Here is a 25,130-nt window from a genome sequence, read left to right on the forward strand (position 1 = left end):
CAATGAGCACTCCAGACCGCATGTTGTCCATCCTCGACCTCTTTCGCGACGACACCACCGCCGCGTTCCAGGAAGACGTCATGGCGCATCTGGACTGCTCGCGCGCCACGGCTTACCGCTACCTCAAGTCGCTGACCGAAAGCGGGCTGCTGGCGCCCACCTCGGGCGGCGCCTACGTGCTGGGGTCGCGCATCATCGAGCTGGACCGCCATCTTCGCCAGCACGATCCGCTGATGCGCGCGGCGCGCGAGGTCATGCGAGCCACCGGCGACGAGCTGCACGCCAATCTGATGCTGTGCAACTACTACGGCGACAAGGTCATGTGCGTGGACCGCTACTGGACCGATGATTCGATCGAATCGAGCTACGCGCGCGGCCGTCCCTACACCATGTTCCATGGCGCCACCGCCAAGCCCATCCTGGCCAACCTTCCGCCGTACCAGCTGCGCAACCTGATGCTGTGGCACGCCGCGGAAATCCGCGAAGCCGGGCTGGGGGAGGATTGGGACGAATTCCGCGCCAACCTCAAGCGCCTGCGCGCAGCCGGCGTCTACGTGTCGCACGGCGAGGTCGACCCTGGGCTGATAGGCATAGGCTCGGCCATCTTCAGCGCCGAACAGAAAGTCGTGGGCAGCCTGGTGTTCATCGCCGCGGAAGCGCGCACCTCGGCCGAGCGGCTGGAGGTACTGCAGGCGCGCATCCAGATCGCGGCCGCGCAGGTGTCGCGCAATCTGCAGGCTCCGCAAAGCAACGGCGCGGCGGCGATCGGCATCATGCCGTCGCGGCCGCGCCGCATCAAGACGTCAGCCGGCGGCGCTGCGCCGGCCAAATCCAGGAAGCCGTAATCAGGCCTTGTTGTAGCGCTCGGCGCTGCGGACGATTTCCTCGTGCGCGGCGTCCAGGCCCTTCCAGCCCTTGACCTTAACCCACTTGCCCTTTTCCAGGTCCTTGTAGTGCTCGAAGAAATGCTGGATGCGGGAGATGTCTTCCGCCGGCAGATCTTCGTAGGACTTGATGTTGCGGTACGGGGGGTACAGCTTTTCGATCGGCACGGCCAACAGCTTGGCGTCGCCGCCCGACTCGTCGTCCATTTCCAGCACGCCGATGGCGCGGCAGCGCACGACCGCGCCGATCTGGATCGGGAACGGGGTCAGCACCAGCACGTCGGCGGGGTCGCCGTCTTCGGACAGGGTTTGCGGGATGTAGCCGTAGTTGCACGGGTAGTGCATGGCAGTCAGCATGAAGCGGTCAACGAAAATCGCGCCCGTGTCCTTGTCGACCTCGTACTTCACCGGGTCGGCGTTCATGGGGATTTCGATGATGACGTTGAAGTCTTCCGGCAGCTTCTTGCCAGGGGAGACGCGATCAAGACTCATGATTCAACCTTGTTGTGTGTCTGAAGGATTGTTCAAATCGAGCCGTCGTCCTTGAACGGCGGCTTGGTAGCCGGCACGGGCGCGGCGGCAGGCGCGGGCTTGGACCCGGCGGGCGTAGCCGGAGCGTACGTGGGCACGGGATCATCGAAAGCCGCCGCCGGGATGGGGGCGCTGTCGAAGTACTCGTCGATGTCGGAGGTGCCGCCGCCGGCCAGCGGGGCATCCTCGGGAGCCAGCGCACGCTCGCGCTGTTCTTTGTTCTCGCGAGCGTCCGGATCCAGCACGTAGTCGGAGGCCGACGCCGCCACGGCCGGCGGCAGCGCTGGGTAATCGCCGCCAAGTTCGGTGTCGCTGTCGACGTCGGACAGGCCCACCGCATAGCCGCCTTCGGCGTCCACGCGGTAAGGATCCGAACCGGTGTCCGCGGCCGGCAAGGCGGCATCCGCCGCCAGCACCGGCAGCGCCATGCTGGCCGCCGTTGCCAGGCGCCAGTGGCGCACTGCGTCGGCGGGACGGTCCAGGCGGTCGTACAGGCTGCCCAGCAGCGCATGCGTCTGCGCATCGCTGCGGCGGCTCAGGCTGCGCAACAGATAGCGTTCGGCCTGGCCCCAGAGCTGGCCGTTCAGGCACAGCATGCCCAGCGCGGTAAGCAGGTCCGGATCGGTGGGACGCTGTTGCAGCCAGGTTTCGGCACGGGCCAGCCGGCGCGACACCTGCTCGGCCTCGCAGCGGGCGTAGGCCGCCACCAGGGCGGGATTGAACTTCACGGCGACTGCGGCTTCCAGCACGCGTGCGGCCTCGCTGGCTTCGCCGGCGGCCTCGAACGCCGCCGCGCCCGCCAGCGCGATTTCCGGCAGGAGGCGCTCCTCGGCCTTGAGATCCTTCCAGATGGCGCGCCAGGCGTCGCTGCCACCTGCGGCGGCGGCGCGCAACCGCGCCGCGCCCGAAGCGTCGATCAATTGATCGGCTTCGGAACGGGCCAGCGCATTGCGGCGCACCAGGCCCCGCGCCAGCGTGAACACCTGTTCGTCATGATGCAGGGCGGTGTGCGCACGCAGCAGCAGGCGCATGGTGTGCAGATGGCGCGCGCCGCCGTCGGCCAGCGGCTCCAGCACGGCCAGCGCGCGCTCGGCGCGGCCCTGGTCCAGCAGCATGTCGGCCGACACGGTGGCAGTGGCTTCGATCAGGCCGGCATCCGTGCCGGCTTGCTCCTGCGCGATCGCCAGCAGGCGGTCGCGGCGGTCGAACTCGCCCAGGCCATGCGTGGCGCGGGCGGCGGACAAGGCCGCCAGCACGCGGCGCGTCTGGACCTTGGTCTGGTCCAGCAGCTTGGTCAGGTCTTTTTCGGCGGTGGTGTAACGCCCTTCCAGCAGGCCGATCCAGCCGCGCTCCAGCAATTCGTGGTCGCGCGCCTGGGCGCGCTTGCCGCGCCAGGCCCGCACGCGGTCGGGAATGGCCAGCAGCCACGCCAGCAGGCGCAGGCCCACGTACAGCACGATGAAGGCCGCGACGATCAGCAGGACCGCCAACGTCAGCGACATGCTGATGCGCCACGGCCAGACCAGCAACAGCACGTTGCCGGAGTGCGAACGCAGCACCACCGCCAGGGCGACGGCGACGACGGCGAGCAGCAGTGTCCAGAACCAGGTACGCATAAGCCTCAGTCCTGTCCGCTGGTCTTGAAGCCCGCGGCGCGCAGCGCGGCCACGGCGTTCAGGCTGTCGGCCACTTCCGGCATGCGCACGGCAATGTCGGTCTGCGCCAGTTCGCGTGCCAGGGTCTGGGCCGCGACGGTGTCGGGGGACCGGCCGTCGAAATACTTGGCGAGCGTGACGCCGACGTTGTCGAGTTCGCTCTTCCAGACGGCGGGCTGGCGCATCAGCATGGCCAGTTGCGCCGTCAGCAGGCGTTGGCGCAGCGTGCCGCGCACCTGGTCGGCCTGGTCGGGCGACAGCAGCAAGGCAGCCGGCTCGTCCACGCGCTGGATCGTGATCAGGCCGCCCAGTTCATGCGCCAGCGCGGAGCCGGCGCGGCCGGGCCAGGAGGCCATCTCGGCGCGCCAGCGCTGCCACCAGGGCGCGTCGGCCGGCAAGCCCGCCAGCGGATCGACCGCGGGGGCGGGTGCGGCCGCCGGCGCGGCTTCGCCGGCAGGCGCCACACCCGGGGCGGCAGCGTCCGGCACCAGCAGCGGCGCCTTGCCGATCAGCGCCACGAGGCGGTCGATGCGGGCCGACTGGGCAGGGATATCCACGGTGGACACGGCGCGCAAGCGGTCCAGGTCGCCGTTGATGGCTTGCTGCAGGCTGGAGAAGCGCGGGCGGTCGGCGCGCGCCAGGCGCGATTGCGCCGTTTCCAGCGCCACGATCGCGTTGGAGACATTGCCGGCCAGGCGCAGTTGCTGGTTGGCAATGGTCAACAGGCGCTCGACGTCGTTGGCAAGCAGTTCGTCGCTGGCGCTGTCGTTGAAGTTCTGCCAAGCCAGCTGCAAGGCGTTGTACTGGCTTTGGGTTTCGCGCACGGTGTCTTCAAGTTCGCCGACGCGGCCGGCCTGGGCTTGGGCCAGGGCCAGGGCCTCGCGGGTGTCCTTGCGGGCTTGCGCCAGATCGGTGGTCAGCGTTTCGAGGCGCGTGGCGACCTCGCGGCCGGCGGACACGAACTGGGTGCGCTGCATCCAGAGGGCGTAACCCAGGCCGGCGGCCAACAGGATCAGGATGATGAGGGCGGGGACCAGCGGGCCACTGCGGCGCTTGGCCGGGCGGGCCTTGACGGAATCGGCCGGGGCCGACGCGGGCGCGCTTGCACCCGGGGCGGCCGTCGGAACGACCGGATCGGTAGCGGGAGTCTTGTCTGTCATGACGCGATTGTATTCGGTGTCAGTCCGATGCAACGAATCAAGCAGCAACAAAAGCCTGGAATATCGACTCGTCGTTGGGCAAGCAGATTTTTACCATCGGCCGCGCCCCGCCTTCATGACAGGGCTGTGGCAGCCGGCGCTCCAGGGAGGGATGCGTCAGCACAAAGCTGCACCGCGCCCACCAGTCCGCCAGGCCAGCCGCCTCCAGGCCCGCCCGCAACGCATCCGCGCCCTCGCCGCTGGTGATCAGCCAAGTGGCCGGAATGCCCGCGTCCGCCCAGCGCCGCAGGCTGGCGACCTGATCGGCGCCCCAGCTCGCGGGGCGCCGCAGGTAGGCAGCATGGCGCGTCACGGCCGCGCCGTGCGCCTCGAGCTTGTCACCAAGCCAGTCGCGGCCCTGCGTGCCGCGCACCAGCAGCACGCGCGCGGGCATTTGCGGCAGCCCCAGCAAAACCGCCCAGAGCGCCTCGGAATCGTGGCTGGGCGCGCTTTCAGGGGGATGCAAAACTGTTGTATTCGCGCCAAAGCAGGGGGACAGGCGCAAGACCTGCGCACTGGCCGGCCCGACTGTGGCGGCGATGACGCCCGCCGGCCAGGGAGCCGGCCCGTCCGCCTGCGCCCATTGTTCCAGGTACAGCTTGGCCGCATTGCCGCTGACGAACACGACCATGTCGTAGTCGGACGGACGCGGCGGCCCGCCGGTCGCGGCCGGCAAAACCTGGATTTCCAGGGCGGGAAGAATGCAGGGCGTCCAGCCGGCGCTCTGCAGGCGGCCTGCCAGGGCCTCGTTGCGGCCGTCGGGCCGCGTCAGGATGGCGACCCGCGGCGGTTCGGCGGCTGCGGACGCCATGACCATCAGTCGGCCCTGGGCGGGTCTTGCAGCAGTTCGCGCAGGATGTCCTGGGCGCCTGCGTCCAGCAGCGCCTGCGCCGCGGCCTCGCCGATGGCCTGGGCCTCGGCCACCGGACCGCTGCGGGCCGTATGGACCATGCGCACGCCGTCGGGCGACGCCACCAAGGCGCGCAACGACAAGGTGCCGCCGGCAATTTCAGCGTACGCCGCCAGGGGCACCTGGCAGGATCCGCCCAGCTTGCGGGACACGGCGCGCTCGGCCACCACACAGGACGTGGTGTCGGCGCTGACCAAGGGGGCCAGCCAGGCGCGCATGTCGTCGCGGTCGTCGCGGATCTCGATGCCCAAGGCGCCCTGCCCGGCCGCCGGCAGGCTGTCTTCCGGTTCGAGCAGGCTGCGGATGCGCGAGCCCAGGCCCAGCCGCTCCAGGCCGGCAGCGGCCAGCACGATGGCGTCATATTCGCCCTTGTCCAGCTTGCCCAGGCGCGTATCGAGATTGCCGCGCAGCGGCTTCACGACCAGCTCGGGATAGCGCGCACGGATCTGGGATTCGCGGCGCAGGCTGGACGTGCCGACGACGGCGCCCGCGGGCAGGTCGGCCAGCGAGCCATGGGTATTGGAGACGAAGGCATCGCGCGGATCCGCGCGATCGAGGACAGCGCAAAGCTCGAACGGCGCCTGCAGATCGACCGGCACGTCCTTCAAGGAGTGCACGGCCAGATCGGCGCGGCCGTCGAGCAGCGCGTTTTCGAGTTCCTTGACGAAGAGACCCTTGCCGCCCACCTTGGAGAGCGTGCGGTCGAGGATCTGATCGCCTCGGGTCGTCAGGGTGAGTAGCTCAACCGCGCACGCCGGGTACAGCGTGCGCAGCCGGTCGCGCACATGCTCGGCTTGCCACAGGGCAAGCCGGCTGGCGCGGGTCGCGATGACCAGGCGTTGCGGTAGAGACACGAGACGGCATCAAACGAAATTGGAGACGATGACCGTCGCGACCACCCCGAGGATGGCCAGCACGAAAAGGCCCTGAAGGAGGCTCAGGCCCGATTCGGATTGCTGGGGATCGGTGGATCTACGCAGACTCATGTGCTGATTCCTTGGAAGCGGTTTTGCGGCTTGCCAGCCACCGTCCAAGGACAACAACGAGCAAGGCGCCAATGATTTCTGCGCCGATTTTAACCGCAGTGGGCTGCACGCCGAATTGACGCTCGACAACCACGTCGGTGATCAGCATGCCGCCGGCGATCCAGCCCAGCAAGGCCGCGCCGAAGGTGACGACCAGCGGATAGCGATCGATGAGCTTGAGCACCAGGGTGCTGCCCCAGATGATGATGGGCACGCTGACGATCAGGCCGAAGGCGACCAGGCCGATCTGGTGGTCGGCGTGGGCGTTCTGGGCCGCGCCGGCAATGGCGATCACGTTGTCCAGGCTCATCACGAAGTCGGCGATGATGATGGTCTTGATCGCGGCGGCGATGGATGTGCCGCCCTTGATGTTGCCATGGGCATCGTCCTCGGGAATCAGCAGCTTGACGCCGATCCAGACCAGCAGCAGCCCGCCCACGACCTTCAGGAAGGGGATCGACAACAGCGTCAGGGCGAAGGCGATCAGGACCACGCGCAGGATGATGGCGCCCGCGGTACCCCACAGAATGCCTTGCATGCGCTGCTTGGGCGCCAGATTGCGGCAGGCCAACGCGATCACGACGGCGTTGTCGCCGCCGAGCAGGATGTCGATGAGGATGATCTGGAATACCGCTGTCCAACTCAGCGTCTGGAAAAACTCAAGCACTATGAACCCCCGAAGGCATTTATGAAAAGAGTGGCCGGTCCCGGTCCGGCAAAGCCCGCCGCGCGCGACGCGGCGGGCTTATTCAGTACAACGTATTAGTATAATTCAGCTTTCAGTCAGCTTTCTGGCGCATCAGCAAAACTTTGCCGATAGCCAGCACCAGCACCGCGCCCAACGCGCCTGTCATCAGCGCAAAACTGTGCTGCGTCACGCCCAGGGCAGCGTCGATGCGCGCCACCGGTTCCTGCAAGGCCGGATCGCCCACCAGCAGTTCGCCCGCGATGAAACCCAGCAGCGCCGCCCCCACCCAGACGATGACCGGGAAGCGCTCGATGACCTTCAGGAGCAGCGTACTGCCAAAGATGACCAGCGGAATACTGATGGCCAGACCCAACACCAGCAAGGTCGTGTCGCCCATGGCGGCGGCGGCAACGGCCACCACATTGTCCAGGCTCATGACCAGGTCGGCAATCATGATAGTGCGGATTGCGGTCAGCAGATTGCCTTGCGTCTTGCCGGCTCCGTCTTCCTCGCCCTCGGGCAACAGCAGCGTCACGCCGATATAGACCAGGAGCAGCGCGCCGATGAGCTTGAGCCAGGGCAGCAGGAGCAGCTTGGCCGCTACCAGCGTCAGCACGATACGCATGATGATCGCCGCGGCGGAGCCGACCACGATCGCTTTTTTCTGTTGGGCCGGAGGCAGCGAACGCGCCGCCAGCGCAATAACCACGGCGTTGTCGCCCGATAGCAGAATGTTGACCCAAATGATCTGGAGCAATGCTATCCAGAATGCCGCTGAACTGAGTTCCATGCCTCTCTTTCCTAGGTGTGATCCCCCTAGGACAAACCAAATGAATGGGTGAAATAAGACGAAAAAAAACGTACTGGCCGTCTTGGTGCGAGCCCGACGGCATTCTTGCTGGGTACGTGCAGAATTTCTTTCATTATAGTTTCGTTCAGCTTTCCGTATGTTTGCCAGGCCGCGACGTGGACGCGGGATTTCCCTAGGATTACGGAAAAAAAGACGAAAAAAAGCCCGCCGGAGCGGGCTTCGATTGGCGGATGCCAGTTGCCGGGAGCCAGGGGTTTGACGCCGGAAGCGGGACTTCCGCCAGCAGGCCGCGGGCGCCGGACGCAAGCAGCGTCCGGACGCGCGGCCAGGCGCTTTTTACAGCACCGACTTGAGCAGCTTGCCCATTTCGGACGGGTTGCGCGTGGTGCGGATGCCGCAGGCTTCCATGACTTCCAGCTTGGCGTCGGCAGTGTCGGCGCCGCCGGAGATCAGCGCGCCGGCGTGGCCCATGCGCTTTCCGGGAGGAGCGGTGACACCAGCGATGAAGCCGACGACCGGCTTCTTCATGTTGTCCTTGGCCCACTCGGCAGCGTTGACTTCGTCGGGTCCGCCGATTTCGCCGATCATGATGACGGCGTCGGTGTCGGGATCGTCATTGAACATCTTCAGCACGTCGACGTGCTTCAGGCCGTTGATGGGGTCGCCACCGATGCCGACGGCGCTGGATTGACCCAGGCCCAGCTCGGTGACTTGCGCCACGGCTTCGTACGTCAGGGTGCCCGAACGGCTGACGATGCCGATGCGGCCCTTGCGGTGGATGTGACCGGGCATGATGCCGATCTTGATTTCGTCGGGGGTGATCAGACCCGGGCAGTTCGGGCCCAGCAGCAGGGTCTTGCTGCCCTTGGCCTTCATGCGGTTCTTGACTTCCAGCATGTCACGGACCGGGATGCCTTCGGTGATGCAGATCACCAGATCCAGTTCGGCCTCGACGGCTTCCCAGATGGCGGCAGCGGCGCCCGCGGGCGGCACGTAAATGACGGACACGGTGGCGCCGGTGTCAGCCTTGGCGTCCTTCACCGAAGCGAAGATCGGCACGCCTTCGAAGTCTTCACCCGCCTTCTTGGGGTTCACGCCGGCCACGAAAGCGGCCTTGCCATTGGCGTACTCACGGCACATGCGGGTGTGGAACTGGCCCGTCTTGCCCGTGATGCCCTGGGTGATGACCTTGGTGTCCTTGTTGATCAGAATCGACATTTGTGAATCCTTGGATTTTTCTTTACTTGACGGCGGCTACGACGCGGGTGGCGGCTTCGGCCATCGTGTCGGCGCTGATGATCGGCAGACCGGAGTCAGCCAGCATCTTCTTGCCGAGTTCTTCGTTGGTGCCCTTCATGCGGACGACCAGCGGCACGTTCAGGTTGACGGCCTTGCAAGCAGCGATCACGCCTTCGGCGATGACGTCGCAGCGCATGATGCCGCCGAAGATGTTGACCAGGATGGCCTTCACGCCCTTGTTCTTGAGCATGATCTTGAAGGCTTCCGTGACCTTCTCGGCCGTGGCGCCGCCGCCGACGTCCAGGAAGTTGGCCGGCTCGCCGCCGAACAGCTTGATGGTGTCCATGGTGGCCATGGCCAGGCCGGCGCCGTTCACCAGGCAGCCGATGTTGCCGTCGAGCTGGATGTAGGCCAGGTCGAACTTGCTGGCTTCGATTTCAGCCGGATCTTCTTCGTCCAGGTCGCGGTAGGCGACGATTTCCGGGTGACGGAACAGGGCGTTGGAGTCGAAGTTGAACTTGGCGTCCAGGGCGATGATGTTGCCCTTGCTGTCGCGGTTCAGCGGGTTGATTTCGACCAGGGAGGCGTCGGTGTCCATGTAGCACTTGTAGAGCTTCTGGAACACGTCCACGGCCTGGGCGGTGGAGTCAGCGGGCAGGCCGATCGCGTTGGCGATCTTGGTGGCTTGCTCGGCCGACAGGCCGGTCAGCGGGTCGATGTATTCGGTGATGATCTTCTCGGGAGTGGAGTGGGCCACTTCCTCGATGTCCATGCCGCCTTCGCTGGAGGCGATGAAGGCAACCTTCTGGGTGGCGCGGTCGGTGACCAGCGACACGTAGTATTCCTTCTGGATGTCGGCGCCGTCTTCGATGTACAGGCGGCGGACCTTCTGGCCTTCCGGGCCGGTCTGGTGCGTGATCAGCTGCATGCCCAGGATTTCCGAGGCCAGCTTGCGGACGTCGTCCAGCGAGCGCGCCAGCTTCACGCCGCCGCCCTTGCCGCGGCCGCCCGCGTGAATTTGTGCCTTGACGACCCAAACCGGTCCACCCAGCTTTTCAGCGGCAGCCACGGCCTCGTCGACGGAAAGAGCGGGAATCCCGCGCGGCACGGGGACGCCAAATTGCTTCAGCAGTTCCTTGCCTTGATACTCGTGGATTTTCATGTGTTACCTGTCAGGACGTATGAGAAAAAGAAGGTGAATCGGAGGACGAATCGGCCGATGCCTCAGCGCTACCCCCGGTGTACCACTTGGGATAGTGCTCAGCCACCACCGGGCCGCTGGTGCTTAGCGCGTGGCAGCCGTCCAGTTGGAATGGACGCCGGTTCGGGTTGTTTTCCTGCCGCCGGCGGTTGGCCATGGTCTGCACCGCCGCGGTGGGTAGCACCTGCGACAGTTCGGTCATGTGCGTACAGCCCTCCACGTGCCCGAACCGCTCCTTGACCTGCCGGCGGAACCCCTTGAGCAGGTTCATTCCGATCAGATCAGTGTAAGCCGGTTCGATGGCCATGCAATGCTCGCCGTAGGGAGCGGCGTCATAGACGGCCTGCGCCGCCACGATCGAGAAGTTCTCGTCGATGGTGATGCGCAGATGCATGTGGTGGATGGGTTGTCCGGCCTTGAACATCTCGCCGTCGCGCTTGGGGAAATCGTACGCCTTGACGTCGATCAGCTCGGCTTCCAGGTCCCAGTGCCCGTCTTCGCGCGCATACGACTGCACGCGTATGGAACGCGTGTGCAATGGTTGGCGAGGATAGTCCGGCGGTGGCAAGGGCATGCTGGGGGCCTGCGGGGCGAGATGCCTGCGCATGGTGCGCGGCAACAAAACCTTCAAAGTATAGCGCAGGCGGCCTGCGATCAAGCCCCCTGACTGGCGCCTGACGCGCCGCCGCAGAGTGCGGCTGCCGCCCATAGGCCCTGGTGCCGGAGCTGGCAGGTGATGCGGGCAGCGGCCAGGTGCCGCTCGCGCTCGGGGGAGTATTCCTCCAGTCCCCGCCGGCAGGCTTTCAGGCGCGCCTCCAGCGCGCTCCAGGCGCGGGCGAAGGCGTCCGCCCGGGCGGCCGGCGGACTGGCGGCCAGTTCGGCGGCGGCCTGCGGGCCGCAATAGAGGCGGATCACGTCCGCATCGCCCGCCCAGGCCTGCGAGCCGGTCAGGTCCACGCCCGGCAGGCCCAGCCGGGACAGGCCGCAGAGAATATAGGGGCCATAGTAAGAGAAGGAACTGTTCCAGCGCGCGCCTGCGGGCATTTGCGGACCCTTGGGCGTTTCCGTCCAGCCGGGCGCGGCTTGCGGATCGCGCCGCGCCAATTCCGTGGCCAGCCAATTCCGGGCTGCCTCCCGTTGCCTGTGGCGGGAGGCAGGCAGGTGCAGCAGCCACAATTCGACCGGGGCGCCCTCCCCGGTCAGCCTCCGGGGTCCGGTCACCGCTGCTCCCAAGGCGTGGCCGGACTGCCGATCCAGGCCTGGTCCGCCGGAATGGCCTCGCCCTTGAGCACCAGCGTCAGCGGCCCCAGGCGCGCGCCCGCTTCGACCCGAGTGTCATACAGGATGGTGCTGCGCGGCCCGACGTTGACGGCATCGCCGATGCGGACCATGCCGATCTTCATCACGCGGTCTTCGAACAGATGGGTCTGCGGTCCGGACCAGGCGTGCAGCACCGCGTCGTCGCCGATCGACACGCAGTCGTACTCGGTGATGTCGGTGGTGTCCATGAAGACGCGCTTGCCGATGCGGGCGCCCATGCAGCGCAGGGCCAGCGGCAGCCAGGGCGTGGCCCGCAGGAAGTTGAAGAAGTTGGGCACCGCTATGGATTCATACAGGCTGGTGACCGCTTCGCTCTTCCAGACGAACGGCGTCCACATGGGCTCGGCGCGCGGCTTGTAGCGGCCGATCAAGGCCCATTTCAGCGCCACCAGGAACAGGAACGCGCCGACGCCGTACAACACGCCGGCCAGCATCAGCTCGTCGAAAGCGGAGACAAAGCCTTCGCGGGCGGCCATGGGGATGACTTTCATCACGGTCAGATAGCCCACCGCGATCACCACGGCCAGCGGCAGGACCATGCGCATGCCCTCGACGCCGCCGCGCAGGATCTTGCGCCCCAGGCTGGGGCGGAAGGTCAGGTGCGCCGGAAAGCCCGCGGTCTGTTCGCGCGCCGGCAGCGCCAGCGGCGGATTGCCCAGCCAGGTCTGGCCGCTGGCCATGCGGGCATTGGCCGGCGCGCGGCTCTGCACGCCGATCAGGACGTCGTCGGGCAGTACCGAGCCGTCCGGCACATAGGCGCCGTTGCCGACGAAGCTGCGGTTGCCGATGACGGTGGGCCGCAAGGTCATCCAGCCGGCGTCGATTTCCTCGTCGCCCAGCATGACGCCGTCGGCGATGAAGCTGTCTCGGCCGAGGGTCAGCATGTCGGGCACCACGCCCATGGCGGTGGAAATTTCGGTGCCGCGCCCGACCTTCGCGCCCAGCAGGCGATACCAGTTGCCCGCGTAGATCGACGCGTACAGGCCGTGCAGCACGCTCAGGCTCGATTCCTGGATCTGGTTCGTCAACCAGCGCCGCAGGTAGATCTGGCCGTATACAGGCCAGCGGCCGCTGGCCAGACGCGGCAACAGCGTCCATCGCAGCAACGCCGATACCAGCACCGTCAGCATCAACAGCAATGCGCTGGCAGGCAAGGCCAGCAGCAGATAGCTCAGGAAAGCTTGAGGCCAGGGCACTCGCGCGCCCATCAGGTCCAGCCAGCGCGCGTCGATCCAGTCGATCAGCACAAAGCTCGGGAACACCGGCATGAAGAACAGCGCGGCGATCAGCGTACCGCCGGCCGCATAGGCCATGCAGTCGAGCCGGCTCCAGATGCCGTGGCGTTGCGGCCGCGGCGGCAATTCGGGAGCGCGGGCCTGCGGATCGTGGCGCGCTGGCGCCCCGCTCCAGATCTGGCCCGCAGGCACGCGGGCGCCCTGCGCCAGCGCAGACAGTCCGTCCAGCCGTGCGCCCTCGCCCATCGCCACGTCGCCTTGCAGCACCGAATAGGAACCGATGTAGGTGTTGTCCGCCAACGTGATCGGCGCCACAGCCCACTCGCCGCCGCGCACCGAGAAATTCTCCAGGTTGACCGCCGCGCCGATGCTCACGCCGTTGCCCACCGACAGCAGATCGGGCGCACGCACGGACACCCGGCTGATGGCAGCGTCGCGGCCGATGCGCGCGCCCAGCGCCCGCAGGTACCAGACCTGCAACGGGGATCCCGCAAGCAGATGCGCGGGCGGAATGTCCATCACCCGGTCCACCAGCCACCAGCGGTAGAACAGCCAGCCGTACATCGGATAGCTGCCGGGCTTGAGCCGGCCAAGAATGCCCCACTTGCAGGCCACGGCCACGCCGAAGCTCAACAGATTGCAGGCCAGATAGCTGGCGATGGACAGGACCACCGCACGCCAGACGGAGTCGCCTTCGTCGCCCGTCCAATAGTGATACGTGAAGAACGGCGTCAGCCAGATCAGCATGCGTACGCCGATCAGCAGCGGCAAGGCCGCCAACTGCGCCAGGCCGCAGGTCCAGCGGCGCCACTCGGGCGCGGGCGCGGGATCGGCGCCAATGCCGGCGACGCCCGCCGCTTGGGCCGCGTCGCTCTCGGCCGAAGCCAGCGCGTCCAGCCGGGCCGCAAGCGTCGCCAGCACAGGATGCTGGTAAAGCTCGTGCATGGTCAGCGCGGAAAAATGCGGATGCTTGCGCAGCGACGACACCAGGCGCGCGGCCAGCAGCGAATGGCCGCCCAGGTCGCGGAAGAAGTCGCTGGCCAGCCGCAGCGGCTGTCCCGGGAACAGCGGACGCAAGGCGTCGAACAAGGCCCGCTCGCCCGGCGTGACGGGTTCGTCGTCTTCGCCGCCGGGCTCGGACACGGCCACCAGTTCGCGCGCCTTCAGCGCCTTGCGGTCGATCTTGCCCGAGGTCAAACGGGGAACATCGGCCACCAGTTCGAAGCGCGCCGGAATCATGTAGGCGGGCAGGTCCGCGCCCAGCGCGGCGCGCATCCCATGCGGGTCCAGCCGCGCCTCGCCCTCGGGCTTGAGGAAAGCCACCAGCTGCTCGATGCCCGCGAGATCGCGCAGCACCACGGCGGCCGCGCCCACGCCCGGCAGGCGGTAAAGCGCGGCCTCGATTTCCCCGAGTTCGACCCGGAACCCCCGCACCTTGACCTGGTCGTCGCTGCGGCCCAGGCAGTGGATCTGCCCGTGCTCGTCGATGCGCGCCAGGTCGCCGCTGCGGTACATGCGCGTGTCGTGATCGCCGGCCGGACGCGGATTGGCCAGGAATTTCTCGGCCGTCAGCTCGGGCCTGCCCAGATAGCCGCCAGCCACGCCGGGGCCTGTGATGCACAGCTCGCCCACCTGCCCTTGCGGCAGCACCGCGCCATCCTCGCCGCGCACCAGCATGCCGTAGTTGGGCAGCGGCGTGCCTATGGTCACGGGCTGGCCGGGCAGCAGTTCGGCCAGGCTGGCGGACACCGTGGTCTCGGTGGGGCCGTAGGTATTGAACAGGCGCCGGCCGGGCGTGGCCCAGCGCGGCACCAGGAAGTCCGGACAGACCTCGCCGCCCAGGTTGACGATGCGCAATCCCGGCACGTCGCGCGCGAACAGCGCCAGCAAGGTCGGCACGGCGTGCAACACGGTAATGCCTTCCCGCACCAGCGCGTCCGGCAGGCCTTCGGGGTCCGTGGTCAGCATCTTGGGCGCCACCCACAGGGACGCGCCGACCAGATAGCTGATCCAGATCTCTTCGAACGACATGTCGAAGGCTACCGAGAAGCCCTGGTAGACCTTGTCTTCGTGGCGCACGCCCAGCACCGCGTTTTCGCTGCGCAGGAAGTGGCAGATGCTGGCATGGCTGACAGGCACGCCCTTGGGCTTGCCGGTGGAGCCCGAGGTGTAGATGACGTAGGCGGGATGCTCGGCCAGCAGCCCTTCCCGCCTGCGCAAAGCGCCTTCGACCGGCTCCGACAAGGCCCAGGTGGTCCAGGTGGCCATGCCGTCCAGCCGGACCTCGGCGCCCGCGATCAGCCCGCGAGCGCCCGCGTCCTGCAGGCAGACCAGCATGCGGTCCGCCGGCGTGTCGGACTCGAACGGCAGCCAGGCCGCGCCCGCCTTCGCGATGGCCGCCTGCATCACCAGCAGGTCGGCGCCGCGCGGCAGGCACAGGCCCACGATATCGCCAGGCCGCACGCCGGCCTGCATCAGATGATGCGCGGCCAGATCGGCGCGCTGGCCGAGCATGTCGTAGGTGAGAGTGTGATCCAGCCAATGAATGGCGACGGCGGCGGGATGCCGGCGGATCGTGGCTTCCAGAATGTCGGGCAGCGTCTCTGCGAGCAGCAGGTCGGGCCGACAGGGGCCTTGGAGAATCATAGGAACGACAAGGATCCAGCAATGGGATTTTTGCGTATTGACCCCCGCCGCGAAATTTCGTTCAAGCAAGTTTGAAAAAAAACATCCACGCTGCGCGCAGGCTGTGGCTTGCAGCCATCAGAAGGACCTTGCGGCTGCAAGGAAAAAGCCCTGCTCCGCGCGCGACATGCACGGATCAGGGCTGGCGCCGGACCCTTGGGATCCCGGCGGCGTCAGGGCAAGCTGCTTGCTCAGGCCGCCTGGCGCAAGGCTCGGGCCGCCTGCACCATACCAAGCAGCGCAGCTTCGGTTTCAGGCCAGGCGCGCGTCTTCAGGCCGCAGTCAGGATTGACCCACAGGCGCTCCTTGGGCAGGCGGGCCGCGGCCTTCTGCATCAGGCCGACCATCCAGTCCACTTCGGGCACGTTCGGCGAATGGATGTCGTACACGCCGGGGCCGATATCGTTCGGATAGCGGAAGTCCTCGAACGCCTTGAGCAGCTCCATGTTGGAGCGCGAGGTTTCGATCGTGATCACGTCCGCGTCCATGGCGGCGATGGACTCGATGATGTCGTTGAACTCCGAATAGCACATATGGGTGTGGATCTGCGTTTCGTCGCGCACGCCGGCGGTCGACAGGCGGAAGCAATCCACGGCCCAGTCCAGGTAGGCCTGCCAATCGGCGCGGCGCAGCGGCAGGCCTTCGCGGATGGCGGGTTCGTCAATCTGGATGACGCTGATGCCGGCGGCTTCCAGGTCCACCACTTCGTCACGCAGCGCCAGCGCCAATTGGCGGCAGGTCTGCTCGCGCGGCTGGTCGTCGCGCACGAACGACCATTGCAGGATGGTGACCGGCCCGGTCAGCATGCCCTTGACCGGCTTGTCGGTCAGCGACTGCGCGTACGACGACCAGCCCACCGTCATCGGCGCCGGGCGCGCAACGTCGCCAAAAATGACGGGCGGCTTGACGCAGCGCGAGCCATAGCTCTGAACCCAGCCGTTCTTGGTGAAGGCGAAGCCGGCCAGCAGCTCGCCGAAGTACTCCACCATGTCGTTGCGCTCGGGTTCGCCGTGCACCAGCACGTCCAGGCCTACCTTTTCCTGGAAGCGGATGACTTCCTCGATCTCCTTGCGGATGGCGGTCTCGTAGCCCGAGTCCGTCAACGCGCCCGACTTCCAGTCGCGGCGCAAGGCGCGGATTTCCGCGGTCTGCGGGAAGGAGCCGATGGTCGTCGTCGGGTAGGCGGGCAAGCCCAGCTGTTCCTGCTGGCGGGCGATGCGGCCGGCAAACGGCGCGCGATCGCGCGACACGGCCGCAGCGCCGGCCATGCGCTGGGCGACGGCCGGATTGTGGATGCGGGTCGAAGCGCGGCGGGCGGCGAGCGCGGCGCGCTGCCTGGCCAGGCCTTCCTGCGCGGCCGCTTGCGTGGCGCCGTCCAGGGCGCGGCCCAGCAGGCTCAGTTCTTCGAGCTTCTGCGCGGCAAACGACAACCAGCTCTTGAGTTCCGCGTCCAGCTCGGTTTCATGCGCCAGGTCCACCGGCACGTGCAGCAGCGAGCACGACGGCGCCAGCCACAGGCGGTCGCCCAATTGCTGCTTGATCGGGGCCAGCGTGGCAATGGCCGAATCCAGGTCGGTGCGCCAGATGTTGCGGCCGTTGATGATGCCGGCGGACAGCACCTGCCCGGAGCCCAGGCCCGCAACCACTTCCGCCAGTTGCTCGGGTGCGCGGACCAGATCCACATGCAGGCCGGCCACGGGCAGGCCCAGGGCGGTCGGCAGGTTGTCCTTCAGGCCGTCGAAGTAGGTGGCCACCAACAGCTTGACCGGGCTGGAGGACAGCTGGTCGTAGGCCTGCTTGAACGCGCGGCGCCAGGCTTGCGGCAGATCCAGCGCCAGGATGGGTTCATCGATCTGCACCCACTGCACGCCCAGCTTGGCGAAGCGCGCCAGCACTTCCTGGTAGACCGGCAGCAGCGCGGCCAGCAATTGCAGCTTGCCCTCATCGGCGGCGCCGGCGGCAAAGGCGTCGCCCTTGCCTTGGTACAGCCAGGTCAGCGGGCCAGGGATCACGGGCTTCACGGCGTACCCCTGGGCCTGCGCCTCCTGGACCTGTTCGAACAGCGATTCGCGGGCGATGCGGAAGGTCTGGCCCGGCGCCAGTTCCGGCACGATGTAGTGATAGTTGGTATCGAACCACTTGGTCATTTCGCAGGCGGCGGCGGGCTTGCCCGACGGCGCGCGTCCACGGCCCATGCGGAACAGCGTGTCCAGCGTGACGGGTTCGTTGTCGTGCTGGCCGAAGCGGGCAGGCACGGCGCCCAGCAGCGTGCTCCATTCCAGGATCTGGTCGTACCAGGCGAAGTCGCCCACCGGCACGAACTTCAGGCCGGCGGCGGCCTGCAGCTTCCAATGCCTGGCGCGCAGCTCGCGGCCCGTCTGTTCCAGTTCCTCGGCGGTTTGCCTGCCGGCCCAATAAGCTTCGACTGCGCGCTTCAGTTCACGCTGGGCGCCGATGCGGGGGAACCCCAAATTATGAATCGTAGTCATGGATCACCACCGTTAGACAAAATTTGTTCAAGTGACAGCCATTCTGAGGCCAAATCAAAATGAATCAAAATCAATGTCTACATTCATAAAATGAGCAAATCTCATAGAATATGAGCTTATTCCCAAATCCTGCAGTCACCCATGCTTGAAATCCGCCACCTTGAAACGCTTTCCGCCATCCGCGACGGCGGCAGCCTGCAGGAAGCCGCCGAGCGCCTGCACCTGACCCAGTCGGCCCTGTCGCATCAGTTGCGCGACCTGGAAACCCGGCTGGGCACGCCGTTGCTGAACCGCCGCACGCGGCCGGCTCGGCTGACGACGGCGGGACTGCGGGTGCTGGCGCTGGCGGATGACGTGCTGCCGCGCATCCGCGCGACGGAACGGGACCTGCAGCGGCTGGCCGCGGGCCGCACCGGCCGGCTGCATTTGGCCATCGACTGCCATTCCTGCTTCCAGTGGCTGATGCCGGCCCTGGATGCCTTCCGCGTGCAATGGCCGGACGTGGCGCTGGACCTGTCGGCGGCGTTTTCCTTCGCCCCCCTGCCCGCTCTGGTGCGCGGCGACCTGGACCTGGTCATCACGTCAGATCCCCAACCGCTGGAGGCGGTGGAATACCTGCCGCTGTTCAAGTACGAGCTGGTGCTGGCCGTGTCGGAATCCAATCCGCTGGCAGGCAGCAAGTTCGTCATGCCGGAGCAATTGGCCGACCAGACGCTCATCACCTATCCCGTGGACAAGCAGCGCCTGGACATTTTCACGGCCTTCCTCGACCCCGCCGACGTGGAACCGGCCGCCGTCCGCCGCGCGGAACTCACTCCCATCATCGCGCAACTGGTAGCCAGCAACCGCGGCGTGGCCGCGCTGCCCAACTGGGCGCTGACGGAATACATGAATCAGGGTTGGCTGCGGCTGTGCCGGCTGGGCCCGCAAGGCGTATGGCGCACGCTGTACGCGACGGTGCGTAGCGAAGACACGGACGCGTCGTACATCGATGAGTTCCTGACCATTACCCGGGATGTCTGCTTCAAGACGCTGTCGGGGATCAAGTCGGCAAAGTAAGAGGCCAGGCGCTTCGGGCGTAGCGCTCAGTCCTCGTCGCCGCCTGCACCCAGGATGCGGCGGATAACGTCATGCGCGAAGCCGCGGCTGGCCAGAAAGCGGGCCTGCTTGGCATAGGCCGCGCGGTCTTCCGGCTTGGCGCTGAAGCGCTTCTTCCAGACTTCCAGCGCGCGGTCGTACTCGGTGGCGCGCAGTTGTTCGCGCAATTCGGCGACCTGGTTGTCGTCCACGCCATGTTGCCGCAATTCCTGCACGATGCGCGCCGCCCCTTGGCGCGACGCGCGGCGGTGCACCAGGCTTTGCGCAAAACGTTCGGTGGACAGCCAGCCTTCTTTTTCCAGGGCATCCAGCACGGCCTCGACTTCGCCCGAGTCCTCGGCGTAGGCGGCAAGCTTGCGCGCCAACTCTTCGCGGGCATGCTCGCGCCGCGACAGATAGCCCACGGCCCGCATCTTCAGCGATGGCCCCTTGCGGGCGGACTGGCCGTCCGCGTCCGGGCCGTCCTCGGCAGCGGCGGCGCGCCGGCCTCGGCGCACATTGCCGGCTTCCGAGCTGCGGCTCCATTGCTCCGGCGCATCGCTGGATTCCGCTTCCTGATCGCGGCGCGCATCCGAAGTGCGGCGCAAGCCCTGGGGCTTGGCCACGGTTTCGAATTCATCGTCCAGCTTGGCGCGTAGGCGCTCGGCTGAAGCGGGCGGCGATTTCCAGCTCATGCGTTTCCTGCTTAGTATGCATAACGGCAGGCCCGTCCTGGCGCCTGCCGCAACTGTTCGGGCTGCCCCGACGCGATAGGCGGTCCGTTTGCGGCGAACCTGAATTGCGCCGCGCCAGGCCCGCCACCAATCCGATTACTCTTCGGAGGTATCTTCCGCGGTGGGCACGAATTCTGCCGCGCGGCTGACGATGCCCTGGTTTTCGCGAACGCGGTTCTCGATTTCGATGGCCAGTTCCTTGTGCTCTTTCAGGTACTCGCGGACATTGTCCTTGCCCTGGCCGATGCGGTTGCCGTTGTAGCTGTACCAGGCACCGGACTTGTCGACCACGTTCGCGGCCACGCCCAGGTCGATGATTTCGCCTTCGCGCGAGATGCCGGCACCATACATGATGTCGAATTCGGCCTGCTTGAACGGCGGCGCGACCTTGTTCTTCACGACCTTGACGCGGGTTTCGTTGCCGACGACCTCGTCGCCCTTCTTGATGGAGCCGATGCGGCGGATGTCCAGGCGCACGGAGGCGTAGAACTTGAGCGCGTTGCCGCCGGTGGTGGTTTCGGGGTTGCCGAACATCACACCGATCTTCATGCGGATCTGGTTGATGAAGATGACCATGCAATTGGTCTTCTTGATGGTGGCGGTGAGCTTGCGCAGCGCCTGGCTCATCAGGCGGGCTTGCAGGCCGGGCAGGGAATCGCCCATTTCGCCTTCGATTTCGGCCTTGGGGACCAGCGCGGCCACCGAGTCGACCACGATCAGGTCGACCGAGCCGGAGCGCACCAGCGCGTCGGTGATTTCCAGCGCCTGTTCACCCGTGTCCGGCTGCGAGATCAGCAGGTCGGCCAGGTTCACGCCCAGCTTGGAGGCGTATTGCACGTCGAGCGCGTGTTCGGCGTCGACGAAGGCGCAGGTGCCGCCCAGCTTTTGCATTTCAGCGACCACCTGCAGCGTCAGCGTGGTCTTGCCCGAGGATTCCGGACCGTAGATTTCGACCACGCGGCCTCGCGGCAGGCCGCCGACGCCCAGCGCGATGTCCAGGCCCAGGGAGCCCGTGGAAACCACCTGGATGTCGTGCGACACCTCGTTGTCGCCGTAGCGCATGATCGAGCCCTTGCCGAACTGCTTTTCGATCTGCGAAAGCGCGGCGGCAAGCGCCTTGGCCTTTTCCGATGCGGCGGCCTTGGTGGTTTTGTCGTCCATGTAGAGTCCTGTCTGTAACGTATCTGGTGTCTAGGGAAGTGCCGCAGGGTTAGGCGGGTGCTTTGAGCAACGGGTCAGATTATGGCATCGGATTATACTGTACATAAAACCAGTGTGCCAGTGTTTTGCACGTATACCCTGAGTGGCAAGCATGGCGCCCTATGCCAGAATGCCAGACGAACCCGGCGTTTTGTCCCCTTTGCGCCGCGGGGCCTTTTCTCACTGTAGCCCATGCGTATCCTGATCGCCGAAGACGACAGCATCCTGGCCGACGGCCTGTCCCGTTCGTTGCGCCACAACGGCTATGCCGTGGATGCGGTGCGCGACGGACTGGCGGCCGACTCGGCGCTGGCGGCCCAGGCATTCGACCTGCTCATCCTCGACCTGGGCCTGCCGCAACTGGCCGGACTGGAAGTGCTGCGCCGCCTGCGCGCCCGCAATTCCGCCCTGCCGGTGCTCATCCTGACGGCTGCCGACAGCATCGAACAGCGCGTCAAGGGCCTGGACCTGGGCGCCGACGATTACATGGCCAAGCCTTTCGCGCTGTCCGAGCTCGAGGCCCGCGTGCGGGCCCTGACCCGGCGCGGCGCGGGCGGCGGCGCCACCATGATCAAGCATGGCCGCCTGCTGTTCGACCAGACCGGCCGCGTCGCCATGGTCGACGACCAGACCCTGGACCTGTCGGCGCGCGAAGTCAGCCTGCTCGAGATCCTCCTGACCCGCAGCGGCCGCATGGTCAGCAAGACCCAGCTGGTCGACCACCTGTGCGAATGGGGCGAAGAGGTCAGCACCAATGCCATCGAGGTCTACGTCCATCGCCTGCGCAAGAAGCTGGAGCCCAGCGGCGTGAAGATCGTGACCGTGCGCGGCCTGGGCTACTGTCTTGAGCGGGACCAGGGTGCGGCGTACCTCGCAAGCTGAAGCGGCGCCGCCGGAAGCGCTGAACCAGGAAGCACTGGATGTCATGCGGGCGGGGGCCAAGGGCCCCAGCTTCGCGCCGCCGCAGCGCTCCCTGCTGGGCGAAATCCTGGACTGGATGCTGGCGCCGCTATTCCTGCTGTGGCCGATGAGCGTGGCCATCACCTATGTGGTGGCGCAGAACATCGCCAACGTGCCCTACGACCGTGCGCTGGCCAATAATCTTCATGTGCTGACGCTGCAGGTACATGCGCAGGACGGCCGGGCCGTGCTGAAGATGACCAACACCGCGCGGGAAGTACTGCACGCCGACGAGACCGATAGCGTGTTCTGGCTGGCGCTGGGCAGCCGCGGCGAATACCTGGGCGGCGACCGCGCCCTGCCCCTGCCTTCCACCGTGGGCCAGCCCCGGCCCGGCGAAGTGCAGTACGAGGACGCGACCTTGCGCGGCTTCGGGGTCCGGCTGGCGTTCACCTGGGTGGACCTGCATCTGCCCGATACCCAGCCGGCGCTGCTGATCGCGGCCGAGACCGTCGAAAAGCGCACCCAGCTGGCCAACGACATCATCAAGGGCGTGATCATTCCGCAGTTCGTGGTGCTGCCTGTCGCCGTGCTGCTGGTGTGGTTCGGGCTGTCGCGCGGGGTGGCGCCTTTGAATGCATTGCAGCAGCGCCTGCGGGCCCGCCGGCCCGACGACCTGTCGCCCATCGACGAGCGCGCCGCCCCCACCGAGATCGCGCCCCTGGTGGCAGCGATGAACGACCTGCTGGACCGGCTTTCGTCCAACGTGCAGGCGCAGCGCCGCTTCGTCGCGGACGCCGCGCACCAGCTGAAAACCCCGCTGGCCGGCCTGCGCACCCAGGCCGAACTGGCCCTGCGCGACGCCAGCCCCGAGGAAATGCAGTCCAGCCTGCGCCAGCTCGTGACCGGTTCCGAGCGCGCCACGCGCCTGGTGAACCAGTTGCTGTTGCTGGCCCGGGCCGAAAACCCCAGCGCCATCGGCATGACCCGCACGGACATCAACGCCATCGCCTACGAACAGGCCATGCATTGGGTGCCGCAGGCGCTCTCGCTGAGTACCGACCTGGGCTTCGAAGGCTCGGACCACCCGGTCGAGATCAACGGCAACCCGCTGCTGCTGGCCGAACTGCTCAACAACCTGGTGGACAACGCGCTGCGCTACACGCCGCGCGGCGGCCACATCACGGTGCGCACGCAGATCCTGGGTGCGCATGCGGTGTTGGAGGTAGAGGATTCCGGCCCCGGCATCCCGCCTGAAGAGCGCGAACGGGTGTTCGACCGCTTCTACCGCGTGCTGGGCACCCAGTCCGACGGCAGCGGCCTGGGCCTGGCCATCGTGCGCGAGATCGCCCAGAAGCACCAGGCCAGCGTCGAAATCAGCGATCACCCCACGACGTATTCGAACCTCCCCGGTATGCGGATTCGGGTGATCTTTCCGCTTTACGCCGAGTTGTCAGACCTCTCCGACGTCTCCTAGGACTATCCCTAGCCTCCCAGGGAGTAGTTACTTTCAGTTTCAATTTTAAGACTCAAGTAAGTATCCCGTCAGAACCTCGTCAGCCTCACCCCCCAATGTTGCATATAGCTCAATGTCGGCTCGCCGGCGGCGGGCGCAGCACGGCGGACCACCGCCGGCCATAAAACCGAGGAGACATCATGAGCACAACAACCATGGCAGGCCGCGGTCCATCCGCGGATCCGCGCCCGATGACCAAGGATGAACGCCGCGTCATCTTTGCGTCGTCGCTGGGCACGGTTTTCGAGTGGTACGACTTCTACCTGTACGGCTCGCTAGCCGCCATCATCGCGCAACACTTCTTCTCGGGCGTGAACCCCACCGCGGGCTTCATCTTCGCCCTGCTGGCGTTCGCCGCCGGTTTCGCCGTGCGTCCGTTCGGCGCACTGGTGTTCGGCCGACTGGGCGACCTGGTCGGACGCAAGTACACCTTCCTGGTCACGATCGTGATCATGGGCCTGTCCACGTTCCTCGTGGGCGTGCTGCCCAGCTACGCCAGCATCGGCCTGGCCGCTCCCGCCATCCTGATCGTCCTGCGCCTGCTGCAAGGCCTGGCGCTGGGCGGTGAATACGGCGGTGCGGCGACCTATGTCGCCGAACACGCGCCGCATGGCCGCCGTGGCTTCTACACGTCCTGGATCCAGACCACCGCGACCCTGGGCCTGTTCCTGTCGCTGCTGGTCATCCTCGGCATCCGCACGTTCATGGGCGAAGACGACTTCAAGGCCTGGGGCTGGCGCATTCCGTTCCTGATCTCGGTCGTCCTGCTGGGCATCTCGGTGTGGATCCGGTTGCAGTTGAACGAATCGCCGACCTTCCAGCGCATGAAGGACGAAGGCAAGGGTTCCAAGGCGCCGATCGCCGAATCGTTCGGCCAGTGGAAGAACCTGAAGGTCGTGATCCTGGCGCTGCTGGGCTTGACCGCCGGCCAGGCCGTGGTCTGGTACACGGGCCAGTTCTATGCCCTGTTCTTCCTGACGCAGACCCTGAAGGTCGACGCCAACACCGCCAACATCATGATCGCGATCGCGCTCCTGATCGGCACGCCCTTCTTCGTGATCTTCGGCGCGCTGTCCGACAAGATCGGCCGCAAGCCCATCATCATGGCCGGCTGCCTGATCGCCGCGGCGACGTACTTCCCGATCTTCCAGGGCATCACGCACTTCGCCAACCCGGCGCTGGAAAAGGCCCAGGCTTCGGCGCCGGTCACCGTGATCGCGGACCCGGCCACCTGCTCGTTCCAGTTCAACCCCGTGGGCACCGCCTCGTTCACCAGCTCTTGCGACGTGGTCAAGTCGTTCATGGCCCGCAACTCGGTGAACTACAAGAACGAAGCGGCCCCGGCCGGCTCGGTCGCCAAGGTCAAGATCGGCAACGACGAGTTCGCCTCGTTCGACGGCAAGGCCCTGGCGCCCGCCGACTTCAAGGCCAAGGCCGCCGAACTGGACAAGTCGCTCACCACCGCCATCCGCAGCCACGGCTACCCCGCCAAGGCTGATCCGGCCCAGAGCAACAACGTCATGGTCGTGGTGCTGCTGACCATCCTGGTGATCTACGTGACCATGGTCTACGGCCCGATCGCCGCCATGCTGGTGGAAATGTTCCCGACGCGCATCCGCTACACGTCGATGAGCTTGCCTTACCACATCGGCAACGGCTGGTTCGGCGGCTTCCTGCCCCCGGTCGCCTTCGCCGTGGTCGCCGCCACCGGCAACATCTACGACGGCTTGTGGTATCCGATCATCATTGCAGTCATGACCCTGGTCATCGGCACGCTGTTCGTGCGCGAATCCAAGGACAACGACATCAACGCTTAAAAGGCCATCCCCCG

Annotated in this window: 21 protein-coding genes; 5 read left to right on the plus strand and 16 right to left on the minus strand. The window is 66.5% G+C overall.

What is annotated here, in order from left to right; genetic code table 11:
* The first annotated feature begins 2 nt into the window (after nt 1–2).
* Nucleotides 3–845, plus strand: coding sequence for an IclR family transcriptional regulator (locus AC1RHV_RS20325; protein WP_054451066.1), 843 nt, complete (start codon nt 3–5; stop codon nt 843–845).
* On the opposite strand, the gene ppa is transcribed toward AC1RHV_RS20325, so the two are convergent.
* From ppa to metE, 14 genes are all read right to left on the minus strand, one after another.
* Entirely contained in the window at nt 846–1,376 is a 531-nt protein-coding gene (gene ppa / locus AC1RHV_RS20330) for an inorganic diphosphatase (protein WP_013392552.1), read from the minus strand. It abuts the gene before it with no gap.
* A 32-nt stretch (nt 1,377–1,408) separates the two neighbouring features.
* Entirely contained in the window at nt 1,409–3,031 is a 1,623-nt protein-coding gene (locus tag AC1RHV_RS20335) for a heme biosynthesis HemY N-terminal domain-containing protein (RefSeq protein ID WP_119450539.1), read from the minus strand.
* Between the two features lie 5 nt (nt 3,032–3,036).
* Nucleotides 3,037–4,230, minus strand: a complete 1,194-nt coding sequence (locus tag AC1RHV_RS20340) for a uroporphyrinogen-III C-methyltransferase (RefSeq protein ID WP_054451064.1) — start codon at nt 4,228–4,230, stop codon at nt 3,037–3,039.
* A 37-nt stretch (nt 4,231–4,267) separates the two neighbouring features.
* Nucleotides 4,268–5,086 (minus strand): uroporphyrinogen-III synthase, encoded by an 819-nt coding sequence (locus AC1RHV_RS20345; RefSeq protein WP_175181697.1) that lies wholly within the window; start codon nt 5,084–5,086, stop codon nt 4,268–4,270.
* Nucleotides 5,086–6,033, minus strand: coding sequence for a hydroxymethylbilane synthase (gene hemC, locus AC1RHV_RS20350; protein WP_119450542.1), 948 nt, complete (start codon nt 6,031–6,033; stop codon nt 5,086–5,088). Before hemC ends, AC1RHV_RS20345 begins: the two co-directional genes overlap by 1 nt.
* A gap of 9 nt (nt 6,034–6,042) precedes the next feature.
* A complete protein-coding gene (locus AC1RHV_RS20355) occupies nt 6,043–6,165 on the minus strand; it encodes a hypothetical protein (protein WP_042792647.1) in 123 nt (40 codons plus the stop codon).
* Entirely contained in the window at nt 6,152–6,871 is a 720-nt protein-coding gene (locus tag AC1RHV_RS20360; protein WP_054451061.1) for a TerC family protein, read from the minus strand. The genes AC1RHV_RS20355 and AC1RHV_RS20360 overlap by 14 nt, the downstream gene beginning before the upstream one ends.
* 112 nt (nt 6,872–6,983) lie before the next feature.
* Nucleotides 6,984–7,682, minus strand: coding sequence for a TerC family protein (locus tag AC1RHV_RS20365; protein ID WP_054451060.1), 699 nt, complete (start codon nt 7,680–7,682; stop codon nt 6,984–6,986).
* Nucleotides 7,683–8,039: 357 nt separating this feature from the next.
* Nucleotides 8,040–8,921 carry a succinate--CoA ligase subunit alpha gene (sucD, locus tag AC1RHV_RS20370; RefSeq protein WP_013392545.1) on the minus strand — a complete coding sequence of 294 codons (882 nt, stop codon included), beginning with the start codon at nt 8,919–8,921 and terminating at the stop codon, nt 8,040–8,042.
* A gap of 22 nt (nt 8,922–8,943) precedes the next feature.
* On the minus strand, nt 8,944–10,104 hold the full coding sequence (sucC, locus tag AC1RHV_RS20375) for an ADP-forming succinate--CoA ligase subunit beta (protein WP_054451059.1): 1,161 nt from the start codon (nt 10,102–10,104) through the stop codon (nt 8,944–8,946).
* Between the two features lie 10 nt (nt 10,105–10,114).
* Nucleotides 10,115–10,717 (minus strand): DUF2889 domain-containing protein, encoded by a 603-nt coding sequence (locus tag AC1RHV_RS20380; RefSeq protein WP_054451331.1) that lies wholly within the window; start codon nt 10,715–10,717, stop codon nt 10,115–10,117.
* A gap of 80 nt (nt 10,718–10,797) precedes the next feature.
* Complete coding sequence (locus tag AC1RHV_RS20385; RefSeq protein WP_175181698.1) at nt 10,798–11,364, minus strand: 4'-phosphopantetheinyl transferase superfamily protein; 567 nt, start codon at nt 11,362–11,364, stop codon at nt 10,798–10,800.
* Entirely contained in the window at nt 11,361–15,344 is a 3,984-nt protein-coding gene (locus tag AC1RHV_RS20390) for a Pls/PosA family non-ribosomal peptide synthetase (protein ID WP_175181699.1), read from the minus strand. The genes AC1RHV_RS20385 and AC1RHV_RS20390 overlap by 4 nt, the downstream gene beginning before the upstream one ends.
* Nucleotides 15,345–15,574: 230 nt before the next feature.
* A complete protein-coding gene (gene metE / locus AC1RHV_RS20395; RefSeq protein WP_175181700.1) occupies nt 15,575–17,872 on the minus strand; it encodes a 5-methyltetrahydropteroyltriglutamate--homocysteine S-methyltransferase in 2,298 nt (765 codons plus the stop codon).
* A gap of 141 nt (nt 17,873–18,013) precedes the next feature.
* Between metE and AC1RHV_RS20400 the strand changes: the two genes are divergently transcribed.
* Nucleotides 18,014–18,931, plus strand: a complete 918-nt coding sequence (locus AC1RHV_RS20400) for a LysR family transcriptional regulator (RefSeq protein ID WP_054451055.1) — start codon at nt 18,014–18,016, stop codon at nt 18,929–18,931.
* A 26-nt stretch (nt 18,932–18,957) separates the two neighbouring features.
* Here AC1RHV_RS20400 and recX read toward each other — a convergent pair whose 3' ends face one another.
* The gene (gene recX, locus AC1RHV_RS20405) at nt 18,958–19,644 is read right to left on the minus strand and encodes a recombination regulator RecX (protein ID WP_119450546.1); all 687 of its coding nucleotides are present in this window, start codon (nt 19,642–19,644) and stop codon (nt 18,958–18,960) included.
* A gap of 135 nt (nt 19,645–19,779) precedes the next feature.
* Nucleotides 19,780–20,844, minus strand: a complete 1,065-nt coding sequence (gene recA / locus AC1RHV_RS20410) for a recombinase RecA (protein ID WP_054451054.1) — start codon at nt 20,842–20,844, stop codon at nt 19,780–19,782.
* Nucleotides 20,845–21,075: 231 nt separating this feature from the next.
* On the opposite strand from recA, the gene AC1RHV_RS20415 reads away from it, so the two are divergent.
* From AC1RHV_RS20415 to AC1RHV_RS20425, 3 genes are all read left to right on the plus strand, one after another.
* Nucleotides 21,076–21,765, plus strand: coding sequence for a response regulator transcription factor (locus AC1RHV_RS20415; RefSeq protein WP_013392535.1), 690 nt, complete (start codon nt 21,076–21,078; stop codon nt 21,763–21,765).
* A gap of 115 nt (nt 21,766–21,880) precedes the next feature.
* Entirely contained in the window at nt 21,881–23,260 is a 1,380-nt protein-coding gene (locus AC1RHV_RS20420; RefSeq protein ID WP_156337320.1) for a sensor histidine kinase, read from the plus strand.
* A 194-nt stretch (nt 23,261–23,454) separates the two neighbouring features.
* Nucleotides 23,455–25,116, plus strand: coding sequence for an MFS transporter (locus AC1RHV_RS20425; RefSeq protein WP_054451052.1), 1,662 nt, complete (start codon nt 23,455–23,457; stop codon nt 25,114–25,116).
* The last annotated feature ends 14 nt before the right edge of the window (nt 25,117–25,130 follow it).

The sequence above is a fragment of the Achromobacter sp. GW823-FHT04E03 genome, assembly GCF_058796095.1.

Coding starts and splice junctions, on each gene's coding strand:
- AC1RHV_RS20365 (WP_054451060.1), bottom strand. CDS start 7,682: ATGGAACTCAGTTCAGCGGCATTCTGGATAGCATTGCTCCAGATCATT.
- AC1RHV_RS20345 (WP_175181697.1), bottom strand. CDS start 5,086: ATGGTCATGGCGTCCGCAGCCGCCGAACCGCCGCGGGTCGCCATCCTG.
- AC1RHV_RS20420 (WP_156337320.1), top strand. CDS start 21,881: ATGCTGGCGCCGCTATTCCTGCTGTGGCCGATGAGCGTGGCCATCACC.
- AC1RHV_RS20390 (WP_175181699.1), bottom strand. CDS start 15,344: ATGATTCTCCAAGGCCCCTGTCGGCCCGACCTGCTGCTCGCAGAGACG.
- AC1RHV_RS20340 (WP_054451064.1), bottom strand. CDS start 4,230: ATGACAGACAAGACTCCCGCTACCGATCCGGTCGTTCCGACGGCCGCC.
- sucC (WP_054451059.1), bottom strand. CDS start 10,104: ATGAAAATCCACGAGTATCAAGGCAAGGAACTGCTGAAGCAATTTGGC.
- AC1RHV_RS20325 (WP_054451066.1), top strand. CDS start 3: ATGAGCACTCCAGACCGCATGTTGTCCATCCTCGACCTCTTTCGCGAC.
- AC1RHV_RS20415 (WP_013392535.1), top strand. CDS start 21,076: ATGCGTATCCTGATCGCCGAAGACGACAGCATCCTGGCCGACGGCCTG.
- metE (WP_175181700.1), bottom strand. CDS start 17,872: ATGACTACGATTCATAATTTGGGGTTCCCCCGCATCGGCGCCCAGCGT.
- AC1RHV_RS20425 (WP_054451052.1), top strand. CDS start 23,455: ATGGCAGGCCGCGGTCCATCCGCGGATCCGCGCCCGATGACCAAGGAT.
- recX (WP_119450546.1), bottom strand. CDS start 19,644: ATGAGCTGGAAATCGCCGCCCGCTTCAGCCGAGCGCCTACGCGCCAAG.
- AC1RHV_RS20335 (WP_119450539.1), bottom strand. CDS start 3,031: ATGCGTACCTGGTTCTGGACACTGCTGCTCGCCGTCGTCGCCGTCGCC.
- ppa (WP_013392552.1), bottom strand. CDS start 1,376: ATGAGTCTTGATCGCGTCTCCCCTGGCAAGAAGCTGCCGGAAGACTTC.
- AC1RHV_RS20400 (WP_054451055.1), top strand. CDS start 18,014: ATGCTTGAAATCCGCCACCTTGAAACGCTTTCCGCCATCCGCGACGGC.
- AC1RHV_RS20380 (WP_054451331.1), bottom strand. CDS start 10,717: ATGCCCTTGCCACCGCCGGACTATCCTCGCCAACCATTGCACACGCGT.
- AC1RHV_RS20355 (WP_042792647.1), bottom strand. CDS start 6,165: ATGAGTCTGCGTAGATCCACCGATCCCCAGCAATCCGAATCGGGCCTG.
- recA (WP_054451054.1), bottom strand. CDS start 20,844: ATGGACGACAAAACCACCAAGGCCGCCGCATCGGAAAAGGCCAAGGCG.
- sucD (WP_013392545.1), bottom strand. CDS start 8,921: ATGTCGATTCTGATCAACAAGGACACCAAGGTCATCACCCAGGGCATC.